The organism is Escherichia sp. 93.0816 (genome assembly GCF_013368855.2).
In the GTDB taxonomy this organism is placed as follows: Bacteria; Pseudomonadota; Gammaproteobacteria; order Enterobacterales; family Enterobacteriaceae; genus Escherichia; species Escherichia ruysiae.
This window is the reverse complement of record NZ_JABWNC020000004.1, coordinates 59,773-79,653: the sequence shown is the minus strand read 5'-3', so window position 1 is coordinate 79,653 and position 19,881 is coordinate 59,773. Positions and strand designations below refer to the sequence as shown.

Annotated in this window: 17 protein-coding genes; 11 read left to right on the top strand and 6 right to left on the bottom strand. The window is 51.2% G+C overall.

The window, feature by feature from the left end; translation table 11 throughout:
• Positions 1-43 precede the first annotated feature (43 nt).
• A complete protein-coding gene (gene yeiP, locus HEM79_RS06640) occupies positions 44-616 on the bottom strand; it encodes an elongation factor P-like protein YeiP (RefSeq protein WP_001136827.1) in 573 nt (190 codons plus the stop codon).
• 154 nt (positions 617-770) lie between these two features.
• Here yeiP and HEM79_RS06635 point away from each other — a divergent pair, with 154 nt between their 5' ends.
• On the top strand, positions 771-1,025 hold the full coding sequence (locus HEM79_RS06635; protein ID WP_176242235.1) for a YkgJ family cysteine cluster protein: 255 nt from the start codon (positions 771-773) through the stop codon (positions 1,023-1,025).
• Here the strand turns inward: HEM79_RS06635 and setB are convergent.
• Positions 1,022-2,203 (bottom strand): sugar efflux transporter SetB, encoded by a 1,182-nt coding sequence (gene setB, locus HEM79_RS06630; protein WP_176242233.1) that lies wholly within the window; start codon positions 2,201-2,203, stop codon positions 1,022-1,024. The genes HEM79_RS06635 and setB overlap by 4 nt on opposite strands.
• A 367-nt stretch (positions 2,204-2,570) precedes the next feature.
• On the opposite strand from setB, the gene fruB reads away from it, so the two are divergent.
• The 6 genes from fruB to HEM79_RS06600 all read left to right on the top strand — a co-directional run bounded on the left by fruB (position 2,571) and on the right by HEM79_RS06600 (position 9,981).
• The gene (fruB, locus tag HEM79_RS06625; protein ID WP_000487253.1) at positions 2,571-3,701 is read left to right on the top strand and encodes a fused PTS fructose transporter subunit IIA/HPr protein; all 1,131 of its coding nucleotides are present in this window, start codon (positions 2,571-2,573) and stop codon (positions 3,699-3,701) included.
• A complete protein-coding gene (gene fruK / locus HEM79_RS06620) occupies positions 3,701-4,639 on the top strand; it encodes a 1-phosphofructokinase (protein ID WP_000091270.1) in 939 nt (312 codons plus the stop codon). Before fruB ends, fruK begins: the two co-directional genes overlap by 1 nt.
• Positions 4,640-4,655: 16 nt before the next feature.
• A complete protein-coding gene (gene fruA / locus HEM79_RS06615; RefSeq protein WP_016158628.1) occupies positions 4,656-6,347 on the top strand; it encodes a PTS fructose transporter subunit IIBC in 1,692 nt (563 codons plus the stop codon).
• 423 nt (positions 6,348-6,770) lie between these two features.
• Positions 6,771-7,712: a pseudouridine kinase gene (locus tag HEM79_RS06610; RefSeq protein ID WP_001208149.1), complete on the top strand. Its 942-nt coding sequence runs from the start codon at positions 6,771-6,773 to the stop codon at positions 7,710-7,712.
• A complete protein-coding gene (psuG, locus tag HEM79_RS06605; RefSeq protein ID WP_001292481.1) occupies positions 7,700-8,638 on the top strand; it encodes a pseudouridine-5'-phosphate glycosidase in 939 nt (312 codons plus the stop codon). The genes HEM79_RS06610 and psuG overlap by 13 nt, the downstream gene beginning before the upstream one ends.
• Positions 8,639-8,730: 92 nt before the next feature.
• Complete coding sequence (locus HEM79_RS06600; RefSeq protein WP_000353893.1) at positions 8,731-9,981, top strand: NupC/NupG family nucleoside CNT transporter; 1,251 nt, start codon at positions 8,731-8,733, stop codon at positions 9,979-9,981.
• Positions 9,982-10,051: 70 nt separating this feature from the next.
• Here HEM79_RS06600 and HEM79_RS06595 read toward each other — a convergent pair whose 3' ends face one another.
• Positions 10,052-10,750, bottom strand: a complete 699-nt coding sequence (locus HEM79_RS06595; RefSeq protein WP_105286766.1) for a transcriptional regulator YeiL — start codon at positions 10,748-10,750, stop codon at positions 10,052-10,054.
• Between the two features lie 128 nt (positions 10,751-10,878).
• Here HEM79_RS06595 and rihB point away from each other — a divergent pair, with 128 nt between their 5' ends.
• The gene (gene rihB, locus HEM79_RS06590; RefSeq protein WP_000415411.1) at positions 10,879-11,820 is read left to right on the top strand and encodes a ribosylpyrimidine nucleosidase; all 942 of its coding nucleotides are present in this window, start codon (positions 10,879-10,881) and stop codon (positions 11,818-11,820) included.
• A gap of 54 nt (positions 11,821-11,874) precedes the next feature.
• Here the strand turns inward: rihB and HEM79_RS06585 are convergent, their stop codons facing one another.
• From HEM79_RS06585 to HEM79_RS06575, 3 genes are all read right to left on the bottom strand, one after another.
• Positions 11,875-12,963 carry a sugar kinase gene (locus HEM79_RS06585; RefSeq protein ID WP_176242231.1) on the bottom strand — a complete coding sequence of 363 codons (1,089 nt, stop codon included), beginning with the start codon at positions 12,961-12,963 and terminating at the stop codon, positions 11,875-11,877.
• Positions 12,964-12,965: 2 nt separating this feature from the next.
• Positions 12,966-13,823 (bottom strand): deoxyribonuclease IV, encoded by an 858-nt coding sequence (gene nfo / locus HEM79_RS06580; RefSeq protein WP_000873880.1) that lies wholly within the window; start codon positions 13,821-13,823, stop codon positions 12,966-12,968.
• A gap of 73 nt (positions 13,824-13,896) precedes the next feature.
• Positions 13,897-14,946, bottom strand: a complete 1,050-nt coding sequence (locus tag HEM79_RS06575; protein WP_000182062.1) for a YeiH family protein — start codon at positions 14,944-14,946, stop codon at positions 13,897-13,899.
• Positions 14,947-15,044: 98 nt separating this feature from the next.
• On the opposite strand from HEM79_RS06575, the gene yieE reads away from it, so the two are divergent.
• The 3 genes from yieE to cirA all read left to right on the top strand — a co-directional run bounded on the left by yieE (position 15,045) and on the right by cirA (position 19,875).
• The gene (gene yieE / locus HEM79_RS06570) at positions 15,045-15,926 is read left to right on the top strand and encodes a DNA-binding transcriptional regulator YeiE (RefSeq protein WP_000548294.1); all 882 of its coding nucleotides are present in this window, start codon (positions 15,045-15,047) and stop codon (positions 15,924-15,926) included.
• 204 nt (positions 15,927-16,130) lie between these two features.
• A complete protein-coding gene (gene lysP, locus HEM79_RS06565; protein WP_000253268.1) occupies positions 16,131-17,600 on the top strand; it encodes a lysine-specific permease in 1,470 nt (489 codons plus the stop codon).
• 283 nt (positions 17,601-17,883) lie between these two features.
• A complete protein-coding gene (cirA, locus tag HEM79_RS06560; RefSeq protein ID WP_176242229.1) occupies positions 17,884-19,875 on the top strand; it encodes a catecholate siderophore receptor CirA in 1,992 nt (663 codons plus the stop codon).
• Positions 19,876-19,881 lie beyond the last annotated feature (6 nt).

Genomic DNA, 19,881 nt, shown 5'->3' with positions numbered 1-19,881 from the left:
AAAGGGACAGCCTGAGCTATCCCTTTTCTGAATGTGGCTGAAATTAGTCAGCACGTCCCATATAACGGCGTTCTTCGATATGGATACGAATTTTTTCGCCCGGGCTTAAATATTCTGGTACTTGAATGACCAGACCGGTGCTCAATGTCGCCGGTTTGTTACGGGCGCTGGCAGACGCGCCTTTGATGCCCGGTGCGGTTTCAACGATTTCCAGATCAACGGTTTGCGGCAGTTCAAGCGCCAGCAGTTGACCGTCCCAGGTCAGAACCTGCATATCCGGCATACCGCCTTCTGGCATAAACAGTAGTTCTTCTTCGATCTGATCTTTAGTGAAGGTATACGGGGTATAGTCTTCTTTATCCATAAAGACATATTCGTTGCCATCGACGTAGGAGAAGTCAACGTAACGACGGGTCAGCGTTACGGTGTCAACGATATCATCGCCTTTGAAGCGTTCTTCCACTTTCAGCCCGGTACGGACATCAGAAAAACGCATTTTATACAGCGTAGCGGCACCACGGGCGGTTGGCGACTGAATATCAATATCCTTAACCAGCAGCAATTTGCCGTTGTAATTCAGTACCATACCTTTTTTAATTTCGTTCGCTCTTGGCATCGAAAAATTCCTGTTATCGAAAATGTCAAAAATATCGCGTCAAACTACTCGCGACGAGCCTTTCAGGCAAGTGGTATTCGCACTTTTGCTGGTGCAAAAAAGGTGGTACTGTGCGCGCTCATCAATCCGGTGGTTAACCTTAAGAGAACAACGTATGGAATGCCGTCCGGATTGCGGGGCGTGTTGCACTGCCCCTTCAATTTCCAGCCCTATACCCGGTATGCCAGATGGCAAGCCCGCCAATACGCCCTGCATTCAGCTTGATGAACAGCAACGTTGTAAAATTTTTACATCGCCGCTACGTCCGAAAGTTTGCGCAGGTTTACAAGCCAGTGCTGAAATGTGCGGCAATACGCGTCAGCAGGCGATGACCTGGCTTATCGATCTGGAAATACTGACCGCGCCTTAAACATCTTTAATCCGCAGTAAGCAGAACAGAGTGGCGATAATCATCACCATCGCAAACCAGAACACGGCGTGATAATTCCAGATTTCGGCGACTATGCCCGCCACTGACCCCGCGATGATCCAGCCCACACGAGACGTATTGGTATAGAGCGTGGTTGCTGAACCCGCCTGACCAGGCATCAGATCCTGAAAATAGAGCATCCCGATGCCACCCAGAATGCCAATAAAAATAGCATTCAGTAGCTGCAAACCCAACAGAATGACAGGTGAATGCGCCATCAACATACCTGCGTAAAAACAGACGCCACCCACGGCAGCAACGCGCATTAAGAAACGCTTACCCAGATGTTTGGCAAAATAACCCGCAATCAACATGGTCGGGATTTCCAGGCCTGCGGCGGTTCCCATCATCACGCCCGCCAGTTTCTCGGGAAGATGCAATTCGTTGATAATAAACAGTGGCATGTTGATGATGTACAGGCTATTTGACCCCCACATCAACGTACAAATGACAAACAGCAGTAGCGTATCGCGACGATTACGGCGCGGCGCTTCAACCGTGCCGGTTGCCAGCGGAACCTCTTTTTGCATCGATGGCAAAAATAGCCACACCATCACGCCGCAGACAATAAATGCCACTGCTGCGCTGAGATACATCACCGTAAAGCTGAACCCCATCGCCAGGGCATAAGCCAACGGCGGACCAATGACCCATGCCAACGAAACCTGAGCACGTAAAAAAGAGCTGAACATCACCGCTTCACGCCCGGTTTTGTCAGCGTGCTCACGGGCAAGAGCAAACATTTGCGGGTTGGCGGTAGAGCCAAAGCTACTAAGAAAGACACCAACGAACAGCAAAACAAAGTAGTTGCGGTTCCAGGCAAAAAGGGTGCAGGCCAGCACGCCTAACAGGCAGCAAAAGACAATCAGTGATTTACGATCGCCGCGCTTATCAGAGCGTCCGGCGAGAAACTGACTCACCAGAATCCCGATGACAGCACTGCCGGTAAAGAAGAATCCCACCATCGCCGGACGGGCGTGCACTTCATCGGTAAGGAATATACTGAGCGTCGGGGTTTGCAGAGCGCCCGCAATACCGGTGAGAAAGGCAACGATTAAAAACGCCGTCGATGTCAGGTCAAACGATTTCGCGCTGGAGACTGCGGGGGAGTTATGCATGCTGGTCGATCACTGAAAGATGGAGACGCGGAGTTTACGCTGCTTGTCAGAAAATAAACAGTCAGTGAAATCAAACTCGCCACGAATAATCAAAATGCCATTTCACTCTTGTTGATTGTCTGCTGACGCTGCTGAAATGAAATTGCTGACAACGGATTTTCCCGTCAGCAATTAGGAAAAATGACAAAAAATTGTGCAGCACATCAAACTTTTGGTCATAAGTTTACAGCTTCCCTTGCGTGCTGAAACAGAAGTATTATGCTTTCTTGAAACGTTTCAGCGCGATCTTGTCTTTAACCCTAAGTCAGGTTGGCGCTTTTTTTCTCATAGAAGCTGAATCGTTTCAATTCAGCAAGAGAGGAGAACTATGTTCCAGTTATCCGTACAGGACATCCATCCGGGCGAAAAGGCCGGAGACAAAGAAGAGGCGATTCGCCAGGTCGCTGCGGCGCTGGTGCAGGCCGGTAATGTAGCTGAAGGCTACGTCAATGGCATGCTGGCGCGCGAGCAGCAAACCTCAACGTTCCTCGGCAATGGTATTGCCATTCCTCACGGCACCACCGATACCCGCGATCAGGTGCTGAAAACCGGCGTTCAGGTGTTTCAGTTCCCGGAAGGCGTCACCTGGGGTGACGGTCAGGTGGCGTACGTGGCGATCGGTATTGCCGCCAGCTCGGACGAACATCTGGGTCTGCTGCGCCAGTTGACCCACGTACTGAGCGATGATTCCGTTGCTGAACAATTGAAGTCAGCAACGACAGCAGAAGAACTTCGCGCATTGCTGATGGGCGAAAAGCAGAGTGAGCAGCTGAAACTCGACAACGAAATGCTGACGCTGGATATCGTTGCCAGCGATCTGCTGACTCTTCAGGCGCTGAACGCTGCGCGTCTGAAAGAAGCGGGGGCCGTTGACGCCACCTTCGTCACCAAAGCCATCAATGAACAGCCGCTGAATCTCGGACAGGGCATCTGGCTGAGCGATAGCGCCGAAGGCAACCTGCGTAGCGCGATTGCGGTAAGCCGTGCGGCAAATGCTTTTGATGTGGACGGCGAAACGGCAGCCATGCTGGTGAGTGTGGCAATGAATGACGATCAGCCCGTCGCGGTTCTTAAGCGTCTCGCCGATCTGTTACTCGACAATAAAGCTGACCGTTTGCTGAAAGCAGATGCGGCAACATTGCTGGCACTGCTGACCAGCGATGATGCGCCGACTGACGACGTGTTAAGCGCGGAGTTTGTGGTGCGCAACGAACACGGCCTGCATGCTCGTCCAGGCACCATGCTGGTCAATACCATTAAACAATTTAACAGTGATATTACCGTGACAAACCTTGATGGCACCGGCAAACCGGCAAACGGACGTAGTCTGATGAAAGTTGTGGCACTTGGCGTTAAGAAAGGTCATCGCCTGCGCTTTACCGCCCAGGGGGCGGATGCTGAACAGGCACTGAAGGCAATTGGCGACGCCATCGCCGCAGGTCTTGGGGAGGGCGCGTAATGAGCAGACGTGTTGCTACGATCACTCTCAATCCGGCGTATGACCTTGTTGGTTTCTGCCCGGAAATTGAACGCGGCGAAGTGAACCTGGTGAAAACCACCGGTCTTCATGCGGCGGGTAAAGGTATCAACGTTGCCAAAGTTCTGAAAGATCTGGGTATTGATGTCACCGTTGGCGGCTTCCTGGGTAAAGACAATCAGGACGGATTTCAGCAACTGTTCAGCGAGCTGGGCATTGCCAACCGTTTCCAGGTTGTACAGGGGCGTACCCGCATTAACGTTAAGTTGACGGAAAAAGACGGCGAAGTTACTGACCTCAATTTCTCTGGTTTCGAAGTCACTCCTGCCGACTGGGAACGCTTCGTGACTGATTCTCTGAGCTGGCTTGGTCAGTTCGATATGGTCTGTGTCAGCGGCAGTTTACCATCAGGCGTCAGCCCGGAAGCATTCACCGACTGGATGACTCGCCTGCGTAGTCAGTGTCCTTGCATTATCTTTGATAGTAGCCGCGAAGCATTAGTGGCAGGTTTGAAAGCGGCACCGTGGCTGGTGAAACCTAACCGTCGCGAGCTGGAAATCTGGGCAGGCCGTAAACTGCCTGAAATGAAAGATGTCATTGAAGCTGCACATGCGTTACGTGAACAAGGTATCGCGCATGTCGTAATTTCACTGGGTGCCGAAGGCGCGCTTTGGGTTAATGCCTCCGGCGAATGGATCGCCAAACCACCGTCAGTCGATGTCGTAAGCACTGTTGGCGCAGGGGATTCCATGGTTGGCGGCCTCATTTATGGCTTGCTGATGCGTGAATCCAGTGAACACACACTGCGTCTGGCAACGGCTGTTGCAGCCCTGGCGGTAAGTCAAAGCAATGTGGGTATTACCGATCGTCCGCAGTTGGCCGCAATGATGGCGCGCGTCGACTTACAACCTTTTAACTGACAGCAGGAGAGGCATAATGAAAACGCTGCTGATTATTGACGCTAATCTCGGTCAGGCACGCGCCTATATGGCGAAGACCCTGCTGGGCGCGGCGGCGCGAAAAGCAAAACTGGAAATCATCGACAATCCGAACGACGCTGAAATGGCGATTGTTCTGGGTGATTCCATCCCGAACGACAGCGCGCTGAACGGTAAAAATGTCTGGCTGGGCGATATTTCCCGCGCAGTCGCGCACCCTGAGCTGTTCCTGAGTGAAGCCAAAGGCCATGCGAAGCCTTACACTGCGCCGGCCGCTGCGACAGCACCGGTTGCCGCCAGCGGTCCGAAACGCGTGGTTGCGGTGACTGCTTGCCCAACTGGCGTAGCACATACCTTTATGGCTGCTGAAGCCATTGAAACCGAAGCGAAAAAACGTGGCTGGTGGGTGAAAGTTGAAACCCGTGGCTCCGTTGGTGCGGGTAACGCGATCACGCCTGAAGAAGTGGCAGCAGCGGATCTGGTGATTGTGGCAGCAGATATCGAAGTGGATCTGGCAAAATTTGCCGGTAAACCGATGTATCGCACTTCTACCGGTCTGGCGCTGAAGAAAACGGCGCAGGAGCTGGATAAAGCGGTTGCTGAAGCGACGCCTTACGAACCGGCGGGCAAAGCTCAAACGGCAACTACTGAAGGTAAGAAAGAGAGTGCAGGCGCGTACCGTCACTTGCTGACAGGCGTTTCCTACATGCTGCCAATGGTGGTTGCGGGTGGTCTGTGTATCGCGCTTTCCTTTGCTTTTGGTATCGAAGCGTTTAAAGAGCAAGGGACGCTGGCGGCGGCGCTGATGCAGATTGGCGGTGGTTCAGCCTTTGCGCTGATGGTGCCGGTACTGGCGGGGTACATTGCCTTCTCCATTGCCGATCGTCCGGGTCTCACGCCGGGTCTGATTGGCGGTATGCTGGCGGTCAGCACAGGTTCTGGCTTCATTGGCGGGATTATTGCGGGCTTCCTGGCGGGTTACATCGCGAAGTTAATCAGTACGCAACTGAAACTGCCACAGAGTATGGAGGCGCTGAAACCGATTCTGATCATTCCGCTGATTTCCAGTCTGGTGGTCGGTCTGGCAATGATCTACCTGATCGGTAAACCGGTTGCTGGCATCCTCGAAAGTCTGACTCACTGGCTGCAAACCATGGGTACTGCGAATGCGGTTCTGCTGGGCGCGATCCTCGGTGGCATGATGTGTACTGACATGGGTGGTCCGGTAAACAAAGCGGCTTACGCGTTTGGTGTTGGTCTGCTGAGTACCCAAACCTATGGCCCGATGGCGGCGATTATGGCGGCAGGTATGGTGCCACCGCTGGCAATGGGTCTGGCAACAATGGTGGCGCGTCGCAAATTCGATAAAGCGCAGCAGGAAGGCGGTAAAGCGGCTCTGGTACTTGGCCTGTGCTTTATTTCGGAAGGTGCAATTCCGTTTGCTGCCCGTGATCCGATGCGAGTGCTGCCGTGCTGTATCGTTGGTGGGGCGCTGACTGGCGCAATCTCAATGGCGATTGGTGCGAAACTAATGGCACCGCACGGTGGTCTGTTTGTTCTGCTGATCCCTGGCGCCATTACGCCGGTACTGGGTTACCTGGTGGCAATTATTGCTGGTACGCTGGTGGCGGGTCTGGCCTATGCCTTCCTGAAACGTCCGGAAGCGGACGTTGTGGCGAAAGCAGCATAATAAAACGTGAACTACAGGGCAGAAATTTTCTGCCCTGTATCATTTGATGAGTGCAAGGTGAGTGATAAATTGTTGACGGCAATTCTATGATTTTGAATGGTTTTGTTTTCCAATAGAAAGCTGACACTCTCATCAAACAGTAACGTCATTTCCTCAAGGGCAGATTAATTTCTGCCCTTTTTTATTGTTTCCGTTCTGTGCATCACTTCACAATTTCTTCGCTTTTTCTAAAACCGCCAATAATAGCGTTTTGTGAGCCTGTTCAAATCTGCTCATTTTGCCCCTCCGGCGGTAATTTACTTTAAGTAAAACATGCATACTATGAGCACATGTTTAAATATGAACACATGTTTAAACCGTCTTTGCAGTACCTATATTCTTGTGGATTGACAGAGTTGGTAATTTTTTACCAGGGGACGTGCTATGCGCGAAAAGGATTATGTCGTAATTATAGGTTCGGCGAATATTGATGTCGCCGGATATTCACATGAATCATTAAACTATGCGGATTCAAATCCAGGGAAAATAAAATTTACTCCCGGTGGAGTAGGGCGCAATATCGCACAAAACCTGGCGTTGCTGGGGAATAAAGCCTGGCTACTGAGCGCCGTAGGCAGTGATTTTTATGGTCAATCGCTGCTAACGCAAACCAATCAATCCGGCGTTTATGTCGATAAATGTCTGATTGTGCCAGGGGAAAATACGTCGAGCTATTTATCATTACTCGATAATACCGGTGAAATGCTGGTTGCTATAAATGACATGAATATTAGCAACTGTATTTCAGCGGAATATCTCGCACAGCACCGTGAATTTATTCAGGGGGCTAAGGTCATTGTCGCAGACTGTAATATCAGTGAAGAGGCATTGGTCTGGATTCTGGATAATGCCGCCGACGTACCGGTATTTGTCGATCCGGTTTCGGCCTGGAAATGCGTCAAAGTACGTGAGCGATTAAGTCAAATTCACACCCTGAAGCCAAACCGTCTGGAAGCGGAAACCTTGAGCGGGATTGCGCTTTCCGGAAGTGAAGATGTGGCAAAGGTTGCCGCCTGGTTCCATCAACATGGCCTGAACCGACTGGTTCTGAGCATGGGTGGCGATGGTGTTTATTACAGTGATATCAGCGGCGAAAACGGCTGGTCTGCACCGATTAAAACCAATGTCATTAATGTTACCGGAGCGGGCGATGCCATGATGGCGGGACTTGCTTCGTGTTGGGTAGACGGGATGCCGTTTGCCGAATCTGTTCGTTTTGCACAGGGATGTTCGTCAATGGCGCTCTCCTGTGAATACACCAATAACCCCGATTTATCGATTGCCAACGTTATATCGTTAGTGGAGAACGCAGAATGTCTGAATTAAAAATTTCCCCTGAATTATTACAAATTTCCCCGGAAGTGCAGGACGCTTTAAAAAACAAAAAACCGGTTGTGGCGCTGGAATCGACCATTATCTCTCACGGGATGCCGTTCCCGCAAAACGCCCAGACCGCAATTGAAGTAGAAGAAACTATTCGTCAACAGGGCGCTGTACCAGCCACTATCGCTATTATTGGCGGTGTGATGAAAGTGGGCTTAAGCAAAGAAGAAATTGAATTGCTGGGTCGTGAAGGACATAACGTAACGAAAGTTAGCCGTCGCGATTTACCTTTTGTTGTTGCTGCCGGAAAAAATGGTGCAACCACCGTTGCTTCCACCATGATTATTGCGGCGCTTGCCGGAATTAAAGTATTTGCCACCGGCGGTATTGGTGGTGTTCATCGCGGGGCGGAAAATACTTTCGATATTTCCGCCGATTTACAGGAACTGGCGCACACTAATGTCACCGTAGTTTGTGCCGGAGCAAAATCTATTCTCGATTTAGGCTTAACCACCGAATATTTAGAAACTTTCGGTGTGCCGTTGATTGGTTATCAGACCAAAGCATTGCCAGCGTTTTTCTGCCGCACCAGTCCGTTTGAGGTCAGTATCCGCCTCGACAGCGCCAGCGAAATTGCCCGTGCGATGGCGGTGAAATGGCAAAGCGGTCTGAACGGTGGCCTGGTAGTGGCAAACCCAATTCCGGAACAGTTTGCGATGCCGGAAGAAAGTATTAACGCTGCAATTGATCAGGCAGTTGCCGAAGCTGAAGAGCAAGGTGTAATCGGTAAAGAAAGTACGCCGTTCCTGCTGGCACGCGTTGCGGAACTGACCGGTGGCGATAGCCTGAAATCCAACATCCAGTTGGTGTTTAACAACGCCATTCTGGCGAGCGAAATTGCCAAAGAATATCAGCGTCTCGCGGGTTAATTTCTGACGGGCAGAAAGCCGTCGCCCGTACTCATCATACATACCGAAACCTGGCGCTGGCGCCGGGTTTACGGGCATGAAGGGAAATCATTATGGATATAATGAGAAGTGTTGTGGGGATGGTGGTGTTACTGGCAATAGCGTTTGTGTTGTCAGTGAATAAAAAGAGCATCAGTTTGCGTACGGTTGGAGCCGCGCTGCTGCTGCAAATCGCCATTGGCGGCATTATGCTCTACTTCCCACCGGGAAAATGGGCGGTAGAACAGGCAGCATTGGGCGTCCATAAAGTCATGTCCTACAGCGATGCGGGTAGCGCCTTTATTTTTGGTTCGCTGGTGGGGCCGAAAATGGATGTCCTGTTTGATGGCGCGGGCTTTATCTTCGCCTTTCGCGTACTTCCGGCGATTATTTTCGTTACTGCGCTCATCAGTCTGCTGTACTACATTGGCGTGATGGGACTGCTGATCCGCATTCTTGGCAGTATTTTCCAGAAAGCCCTCAACATCAGCAAAATAGAATCTTTTGTCGCGGTCACCACTATTTTCCTTGGGCAAAACGAGATCCCGGCGATCGTTAAACCGTTTATTGATCGCATGAATCGCAACGAGTTGTTTACCGCAATTTGTAGCGGCATGGCATCTATTGCCGGTTCGATGATGATTGGTTATGCCGGAATGGGGGTGCCGATTGACTATCTGTTAGCGGCATCGCTGATGGCGATCCCTGGCGGTATTTTGTTTGCGCGTATTCTTAGCCCGGCGACCGAGCCTTCGCAGGTGACATTTGAAAACCTGTCGTTCAGCGAAACGCCGCCAAAAAGCTTTATCGAAGCAGCGGCGAGCGGTGCGATGACCGGACTGAAAATTGCCGCAGGTGTGGCGACGGTGGTGATGGCGTTTGTGGCGATTATTGCGCTGATCAACGGCATTATCGGCGGAATTGGTGGCTGGTTTGGTTTTGCCAATGCCTCGCTGGAAAGTATTTTTGGCTATGTGCTGGCACCGCTGGCGTGGATCATGGGCGTGGACTGGAGTGATGCCAATCTTGCGGGTAGCCTGATTGGTCAGAAACTGGCGATTAACGAATTTGTCGCTTACCTGAGTTTCTCGCCATATCTGCAAACGGGCGGCACGCTGGAAGTGAAAACCGTGGCGATTATCTCCTTTGCGCTTTGTGGTTTTGCTAACTTTGGTTCTATCGGTGTTGTCGTTGGGGCGTTCTCGGCTATTTCGCCAAAACGCGCGCCGGAAATCGCCCAGCTTGGATTACGTGCACTGGCAGCGGCTACACTTTCCAACCTGATGAGTGCGACCATTGCCGGGTTCTTTATTGGGCTGGCGTAATGCTCGATTTGTAAGCCGGATAAGACGCGTCAAGCGTCGCATCCGGCTATCGCGCTATTGCAAATAATTTTTACTGCATCATCCCGGAGAATTTATTCTCCGGGTCCATCTCCAGCGCCAGTCCCAACAACTGCTTTCGGTTTTTAATCAGATACCCTTTCTTGTTTTTAATTAATAAACCGTCGTGAATGAATTGTGCGAGAACATATAAAAGGTGTCGGTAAGAAACGCCTAAATACTCTGCCGCTTGCGTATGCTTTTCGTGATAAAGATCACCTTCTTGCGAGAGTAATATAAATGCTGCCAGGCGATTCACTAACGGAAATGATTGATTCTGAGTTAAAGAAATAATATTGCGATAATTTTTATGACTTAAGGTGACGCAGAGTTTTCGTAAAAATAGCGTGTCGTTTAATAATAGCGGGCGGTAGTGTTTCATGGGGAGCGCAATACACCAACACTCTTCAATAGCCTGCACCGCACGCGGTTCATGGTCTTTATCGATTAACTCAATCTCGCCAATAAAACAGGGCGCGGCAAAGAAATCAATCAGCGACACGCGCCCATTGGCAAGCGTGGCGTAAAGCCTGGCGCGGCCTCGCGTCAGGTAAAACAGCCAGGACGGCTGTTGCCCTTCCTGCACAATGTAGTCACGCGCTAAAAAATGAAACAGTCGCGTATCGGCTGAAACATCCGTTGAAAAGCACTCATTAAATGCGGACTCACCAATCAGTTGCTGTTTAAGTTCATTATTGTGGATTTCTTTCACGATGTTTATCCGCTATGAGATTTCTCATATTTAGCATACGTACGCTGTTGTTAAGATTCAATCATCGGCCGGTCGAATTTTCTTTGCTGTAGAAAAAATAACGCAACTTGAAACAGGGGAAATAAACAATGGAAAAGAGAAAAATTATTCTGGATTGTGATCCGGGTCATGATGATGCTATTGCCATAATGATGGCCGCGAAACATCCGGCGATTGATTTATTAGGTATCACCATTGTGGCGGGTAATCAGACGCTTGATAAAACATTAATTAATGGCCTGAATGTTTGTCAGAAACTGGAGATTAATGTTCCGGTTTATGCAGGGATGCCGCAGCCCATTATGCGTAAACAAATTGTTGCTGATAATATTCACGGCGAAACCGGTCTGGATGGCCCCGTGTTCGAACCGCTGACTCGCCAGGCAGAAAGCACCCATGCGGTGAAATACATCATTGATACCCTGATGGCAAGTGAAGGCGATATCACTCTGGTGCCGGTGGGGCCGCTTTCAAACATCGCCGTGGCGATGCGTATGCAACCGGCGATCCTGCCAAAAATCCGTGAAATTGTGCTGATGGGGGGCGCTTACGGAACAGGTAACTTCACGCCGTCTGCCGAGTTCAACATCTTTGCCGACCCGGAAGCCGCACGCGTGGTGTTCACCTCCGGCGTTCCGTTGGTGATGATGGGTCTCGATCTCACTAACCAGACCGTGTGTACCCCGGATGTGATTGCGCGGATGGAAAGGGCAGGCGGCCCTGCTGGCGAGCTGTTCAGCGACATCATGAACTTCACTCTCAAAACGCAGTTCGAAAACTATGGCCTGGCTGGCGGTCCGGTGCATGACGCCACCTGCATCGGTTATCTGATCAACCCTGATGGTATTAAAACCCAGGAAATGTACGTCGAAGTGGACGTCAACAGCGGCCCTTGCTACGGGCGTACTGTCTGCGACGAGCTGGGCGTTCTCGGCAAGCCCGCTAATACCAAAGTCGGCATCACCATCGATACCGACTGGTTCTGGGGATTAGTCGAAGAGTGCGTGCGCGGCTACATCAAAACCCACTAAGTGTTGATAACAAGGCCGGATGATACGCGTCAAGCGTCGCATCCGGCAGCATTGTTACACCATCGGCACTAATGAAAGCGCGTTATCGGCAGACAGGGTAGGGTTATTTATGCTGCCGCTGGCGCGCGAAATTGCCGCGCAGGCCATCGCAAAACGGGCGCTGTCACGGAAACTGTTTCCTTCCAGAAAGCTATACACCAGGCCTGCCATAAAACCATCGTCGGCACCAAAACTGTCCACCGTCGTATGCGTTGGCGCAGTCAGCAAAAATTGCTCGCCATCCTTTTCGCTGCAATAAACGGATTCATCGGGCAAATAAACAAACAGTTGCTGAACACCTTGCTGATGCAACGCATTCACTGCGGCATTACGGTCAGCATCGCTGGTGATCACCTTTCCCCATAAAATTTCCAGTTCCTGCAAAGTGGGTTTCAGGGTGTGAATATGCGCCAGCCAGTGTTTGATTTTGCCCGCTTTGAATTCTGAAACGGTATCGACAAATACCGGGATTTCATCGGCGAGGGTAAAGACCCACTCCAGCGCCTCGGCAGTCAGGTTGCAATCTGCCAGTACCACGCCCGCATGACGAAGTAAATCACGTGATCCGTTCAATAATTGCGGCGTTAACTGTTCCAGCAGATGGGTATCATTAATCGCCAATACGGTTTGTTCGTCTTGATTGGCAATTGCCAGATACGTCGATGTGCTTTGGCCATGTAAACGAACGCAGCCAGAGACATTCACCCCGGCACGGCGCGTCTCTTCTAAGAGCATCTCGCCATAAAAATCATCGCCAATCACCGAGAGTAAATGGACGTCGCGGCCTAACAGCGCCAGATTGTGGGCGATATTGCGCCCAACGCCGCCTGCCGAACAATGAATCGTACCGGGATGAGAAGCCGCTTGCGGGTAACGGATATCCGCCATCCCGCGAATATCCATATTGATTGTCCCCACCACTACGCAGTATTCCTGCTCAGTGAGAATGTAACCTTTGCCTTTAATCCGCCCTTTGCGCATTAAATCCATAATATGCGCCGCAACGCGCGAACGACTGATTTGCAGCATGTCCGCAATTTCGTTCTGCTGAATCAGCGGGTTACGCCGTAAAATTGCAAGGATCTCCTTTTCCCGGTTATTCATCTTCAGGCTACCGCTTTTTCAGTTTGTTGCGCTTTCAGCCAGGCGATCTCTTCTGCCCAGATATCCGGGTTGATGGTTTCAAGGATCAGCGGAATGCCGTCGAAACGGTCGTCTTGCATGATCCAGCGGAACGCATCATGACCGATATTGCCTTCACCGAGGCTATGATGGCGGTCAACGCGGCTGCCAAAGGTGCTTTTCGCATCGTTAAGGTGCATCCCACGCAGATACTTAAAGCCAACAATACGGGCAAAATCAGCGAACGTTTTCTCGCATTCGGCTGGAGTACGCAAATCATACCCGGCAGCGAAAGCATGGCAGGTATCAATGCAGACGCCGACGCGGGATTTATCTTCCACGCCATCAATAATCGCCGCGAGATGTTCGAATTTAAACCCTAAATTGCTGCCCTGACCGGCGGTGTTTTCAATCACCGCTGTTACACCTTGAGTTTTATCCAGCGCAATGTTGATGGATTCGGCAATGCGCGCCAGGCAATCCTCTTCTGAAATTTGCATCAGATGGCTGCCAGGATGGAAGTTGAGCAAAGAAAGCCCCAGTTGTTCGCAACGCTGCATTTCGTCTATAAACGCATCGCGTGATTTTTCCAGGGCTTCAGCGACCGGATGTCCGAGGTTAATCAGATAACTGTCATGGGGAAGAATTTGCGCCGACGTGTAGTGATATTTTTCACAGGCGGCTTTGAATTCGTCGATGGTCTGTGTCGTGAGGGGGGCGGCACGCCACTGACGTTGATTTTTGGTGAACAAGGCAAACGCGGTTGCGTCAATTTCGGCGGCGCGAATTGCGGCATTTGCCAGACCGCCAGCAGCACTAACGTGCGCTCCAATGTATTTCATATGTGGACTCCTGTTAAACCCGCTGGAGGAAAACGGTAATGATAGCGGGTTAACAGGAGCAAGATGTAGTGGTTTATGCGATGACGCTTTGAATTACATAGTTAATCGCAGCACCACCAACAATCAGCCAGGCAAACAGTACCAGTGCCATCAGCAGAGGTTTCGCCCCGGCTTTTTTCAGCGCGCTGACGTGGGTAGTCAGACCCAGCGCCGCCATCGCCATTGCCAGCAGGAAGGTATCCAGCGTTACCAGCATGTTCACCACGCTCTGCGGTAACAGGTGGAACGAGTTAAAGATGGCAACCACGATGAACAGGATGGCAAACCACGGAATGGTGATTTTGCTTTTCTCGCCGCCATTAGCCCCAGACAGCTGTTTAACACGTGCCGCCAGCAGGATGAGGAACGGAGCCAGCATCATCACGCGCAGCATTTTGGAAATAACTGCTGCGTTTTCTGCATCCGGGCTGATGGCATGACCTGCCGCCACCACCTGCGCCACTTCGTGCACAGTAGAACCAATGTAGATACCGAAAGTTTCCGGACTAAACCATTGAGACATCAGCGGATATATCGCCGGGTAGAGGAAAATCGCGACGGTTCCGAAGATAACGACGGTTGCAACAGCCACGGTCACTTTACTGGCTTCCGCTTTCACTACCGGCTCAGTCGCCAGTACCGCTGCAGCACCACAAATACTGCTACCGGCACCGATCAACCAGCTGGTGTGCTTATCCAGGCCAAACACTTTCTGCCCCAGGAAGCAGGCCAGCAGGAAGGTGCTGGACAGTGTCAACACGTCAATGATGATCCCACTGATACCGACATCGGCAATTTGTGAAAACGTCAAACGGAAACCGTAAAGAATAATACCCAGACGTAGTAAATGTTGCTTGGCAAACAGCACACCGCCGTCACAGCTTTTCCAGATATGCGGATATACTGTGTTACCTAAAACCATCCCCAACAAGATTGCGAGGGTGAGGGCACTAAACCCGGCACCCGCAACCGCGGGAATGGAACCACCCCACAGGGCGACCCCGGTGATAACTGCACTCAGGGCTAACCCCGGAATAAAATGCCACAGTGTACGATGTTGTTTCTGTAAGGTGATATTCGTCATAACCCTCTCCTTTAACCGGGCATAAGGTTACGACTAACTGGTTTAAAAATAAAATTGATTATATATTTATAATTAATCTTTATAAGTGGTAAGCGACTATGCACATCACCCTCCGGCAGTTGGAAGTTTTTGCAGAAGTATTGAAAAGTGGATCAACCACCCAGGCGTCGGTGATGCTGGCGTTGTCGCAATCAGCAGTGAGCGCAGCCTTGACCGACCTGGAAGGGCAGCTTGGCGTGCAACTGTTTGATCGCGTGGGGAAAAGACTGGTTGTTAATGAACACGGGCGGCTGCTCTATCCGCGTGCGTTGGCACTGCTTGAACAGGCGGTTGAAATCGAACAACTGTTTCGCGAAGACAACGGCGCGATTCGTATCTATGCCAGTAGTACCATCGGTAACTACATTCTGCCTGCAGTTATCGCCCGTTATCGCCATGATTATCCGCAGTTGCCGATTGAACTTAGCGTTGGGAACAGCCAGGACGTGATGCAAGCGGTGCTGGATTTCCGCGTTGATATTGGCTTTATTGAAGGACCGTGCCACAGCACTGAAATCATTTCTGAACCGTGGCTGGAAGACGAGCTGGTGGTTTTCGCCGCGCCGACTTCGCCATTGGCTCGTGGTCCGGTCACCTTAGAACAGCTGGCCGCTGCGCCCTGGATCCTGCGTGAACGCGGTTCCGGCACGCGGGAGATTGTCGATTATCTGTTGCTGTCACATTTACCGAAGTTTGAGATGGCGATGGAATTAGGTAACTCCGAGGCAATCAAACATGCGGTGCGTCATGGGTTGGGTATTAGTTGCCTGTCGCGACGGGTGATTGAAGATCAATTGCAGGCAGGCACATTAAGTGAAGTTGCGGTCCCTCTGCCGCGCCTGATGCGTACGTTGTGGCGTATACATCATCGGCAAAAACACCTTTCCAACGCGCTACGGCGCTTTCTGGACTATTGCGATCCCGCGAATGTACCGCGTTAAGGTGCTGTACAAGAACATGCTGGTGCTGTGTCGATTTCGTGACGCAGCACCAGCGTCATGTATTCGCCAGAAAAGAGATTGGCTGCTTTACTTATAATTCCTGGGCGATCATGAAGGTCTCTTATAAAAGCGCATTTCTACCGGAAGGATTGCAAATCGTCTGCTACAATCGCGCCTCATTTTTAAGATGGATAGCATTTTTGTATGGTTTCCGAAACTAAAACAACAGAAGCGCCGGGCTTACGCCGTGAATTAAAGGCGCGTCACCTGACGATGATTGCCATTGGCGGCTCCATCGGTACGGGTCTTTTTGTTGCCTCTGGCGCAACGATTTCTCAGGCAGGTCCGGGCGGGGCGCTGCTCTCGTATATTTTGATTGGCCTGATGGTCTACTTCCTGATGACCAGTCTTGGCGAACTGGCGGCGTATATGCCGGTTTCAGGTTCGTTTGCGACTTACGGTCAGAACTATGTGGAAGAGGGCTTTGGCTTCGCGCTGGGCTGGAACTACTGGTACAACTGGGCGGTGACTATCGCCGTTGACCTGGTGGCTGCGCAGCTGGTCATGAGCTGGTGGTTCCCGGATGTTCCTGGTTGGATCTGGAGTGCGCTGTTCCTTGGCGTCATCTTCCTGCTGAACTACATTTCGGTCAGAGGCTTTGGTGAAGCGGAGTACTGGTTCTCACTGATCAAAGTCACAACAGTGATTATCTTTATCGTCGTCGGCGTGATGATGATTATCGGTATCTTCAAAGGCGCGCAGCCTGTGGGCTGGAGCAACTGGACGATAGGTGAAGCACCGTTTGCCGGTGGTTTTGCGGCGATGATTGGCGTGGCAATGATTGTCGGCTTCTCTTTCCAGGGAACCGAACTGATTGGTATTGCTGCGGGCGAATCTGAAGATCCTGGGAAAAATATTCCGCGTGCGGTGCGTCAGGTATTCTGGCGAATCCTGCTGTTCTATGTGTTTGCGATTCTGATCATCAGCCTGATCATTCCGTACACCGATCCAAGCCTGCTGCGTAACGATGTGAAAGACATCAGCGTCAGCCCGTTCACGCTGGTGTTCCAGCACGCGGGGCTGCTTTCTGCGGCGGCGGTGATGAACGCGGTCATTCTGACAGCAGTACTGTCGGCGGGTAACTCCGGTATGTACGCGTCTACCCGTATGCTGTACACCCTGGCGTGTGACGGAAAAGCGCCGCGTATTTTCGCCAAACTGTCACGTGGCGGTGTACCGCGTAACGCGCTGTATGCCACGACGGTGATTGCCGGTCTGTGTTTCCTGACCTCCATGTTTGGTAACCAGACGGTGTATTTGTGGCTGCTGAACACCTCCGGGATGACAGGCTTTATCGCCTGGCTGGGGATTGCTATCAGCCACTATCGTTTCCGTCGCGGCTATGTATTGCAGGGACACGACATTAACGACCTGCCGTACCGTTCGGGCTTCTTCCCGTTGGGACCGATCTTCGCTTTCATTCTGTGTCTGATTATTACCCTGGGCCAGAACTACGAGGCGTTCCTGAAAGATACCATCGACTGGGGCGGCGTAGCGGCAACGTATATTGGTATCCCGCTGTTCCTGGCCATCTGGTTTGGTTACAAGTTGATTAAAGGAACCCACTTCGTGCGTTACAGCGAAATGAAGTTCCCGCAGAACGATAAGAAATAAGTTTCCTCCCTTCCTTGTTAAGCCCTCTCAGCCGAGAGGGCTTTTTCTTTTCCTTGATATTCATGCGGATATAAAATTTAACAATTGAATTGATAATTGTTATCGTTTGCATTATTGTTACGCGGAAATCAAAAAAGGCTGACAAATCAGGGGCTGTTCAGGCTTTCTGGAGTGATCTCCTGCCTATAAAAAGTCCACCGCGATGCTGCCGTACGCAAGGGGACGTGAAGAAGATGTGAGCGATAACCCATTTATTTTCGTAGTTACCTCATGGAGATATGGAATGTTTAGGTTGAACCCTTTCGTACGGGTCGGGCTGTGTTTGTCCGCAATTTCTTGTGCATGGCCTGTGTTGGCGGTTGATGATGATGGCGAGACGATGGTTGTCACCGCATCTTCCGTTGAACAAAACCTTAAAGACGCACCTGCCAGTATCAGCGTCATTACCCAGGAAGACCTGCAGCGTAAACCAGTACAGAACCTGAAAGATGTCCTCAAAGAAGTGCCGGGCGTACAACTGACTAACGAAGGGGATAACCGCAAGGGCGTCAGTATTCGTGGCCTGGACAGCAGCTACACGCTGATTCTTGTCGATGGTAAACGCGTTAACTCCCGCAATGCTGTCTTTCGCCACAATGACTTTGATCTGAACTGGATCCCGGTTGATTCCATCGAACGTATTGAAGTGGTACGTGGCCCGATGTCCTCGTTGTACGGTTCTGATGCGCTCGGCGGCGTGGTCAATATCATCACCAAAAAAATCGGTCAAAAATGGACGGGCACTGTTACGGTCGATACCACCATTCAGGAACATCGCGATCGTGGTGACACGTACAACGGTCAGTTCTTCACCAGCGGGCCATTAATTGACGGTGTGCTGGGAATGAAGGCCTACGGCAGCTTGGCGAAACGTGAAAAGGATGACCCGCAAAACTCAACCACCACCGATACCGGAGAAACACCGCGTATTGAAGGATTCTCCAGCCGCGACGGCAATGTCGAATTTGCCTGGACGCCGAATCAAAATCACGATTTTACCGCCGGTTACGGTTTCGACCGTCAGGATCGTGATTCCGACTCGCTGGACAAAAACCGCCTGGAACGCCAGAACTACTCTGTCAGCCATAATGGTCGCTGGGATTACGGCACCAGCGAACTGAAATATTACGGCGAGAAAGTCGAAAACAAAAACCCTGGCAACAGCAGCCCAATTACATCTGAAAGCAATACCGTTGATGGCAAATACACGCTGCCGCTGACGGCGATTAATCAGTTTGTCACGGTTGGCGGTGAATGGCGTCACGATAAACTTAGTGATGCAGTAAACCTGACCGGTGGTACCAGCACCAAAACATCTGCCAGCCAGTACGCGCTGTTTGTGGAAGATGAATGGCGGATCTTTGAGCCGCTGGCGCTGACGACCGGCGTGCGTATGGACGATCACGAAACCTACGGCGATCACTGGAGCCCGCGTGCCTATCTGGTCTATAACGCTACCGACACTGTTACCGTGAAAGGTGGCTGGGCGACGGCTTTTAAAGCGCCTTCTTTGTTGCAGCTTAGCCCTGACTGGACGACAAATTCCTGCCGTGGTGCATGTAAAATTGTCGGCAGCCCGGATCTGAAACCAGAGACCAGCGAAAGTTGGGAACTGGGGCTTTACTACATGGGTGAAGATGGCTGGCTGGAAGGGGTTGAATCCAGCGTGACTGTTTTCCGCAACGATGTGAAAGATCGTATTAGCATCAGCCGCACGTCTGACGTTAACGCTGCACCGGGTTACCAGAACTTTGTCGGTTTTGAAACGGGCGCTAACGGACGACGGATACCGGTATTCAGCTACTACAACGTTAACAAAGCGCGGATTCAGGGCGTGGAGACTGAGTTGAAAATTCCGTTCAACGATGAATGGAAACTGTCACTCAACTACACCTACAACGATGGTCGTGATGTCAGCAATGGCGAAAACAAACCGCTTTCCGACCTGCCGTTCCATACCGCTAACGGTACGCTGGACTGGAAACCGCTGGCGCTGGAAGACTGGTCATTCTATGTTTCTGGTCACTATACCGGGCGGAAACGTGCCGACAGTGATACGGCCAAAACGCCTGGCGGCTATACGATCTGGAATACCGGCGCGGCCTGGCAGGTTACCAAAGACGTCAAACTGCGTGCGGGCGTGCTGAACCTGACTGATAAAGATCTCAGTCGTGACGACTACAGCTATAACGAAGACGGACGTCGTTACTTTATGGCGGTGGATTATCGCTTCTGATGAGAA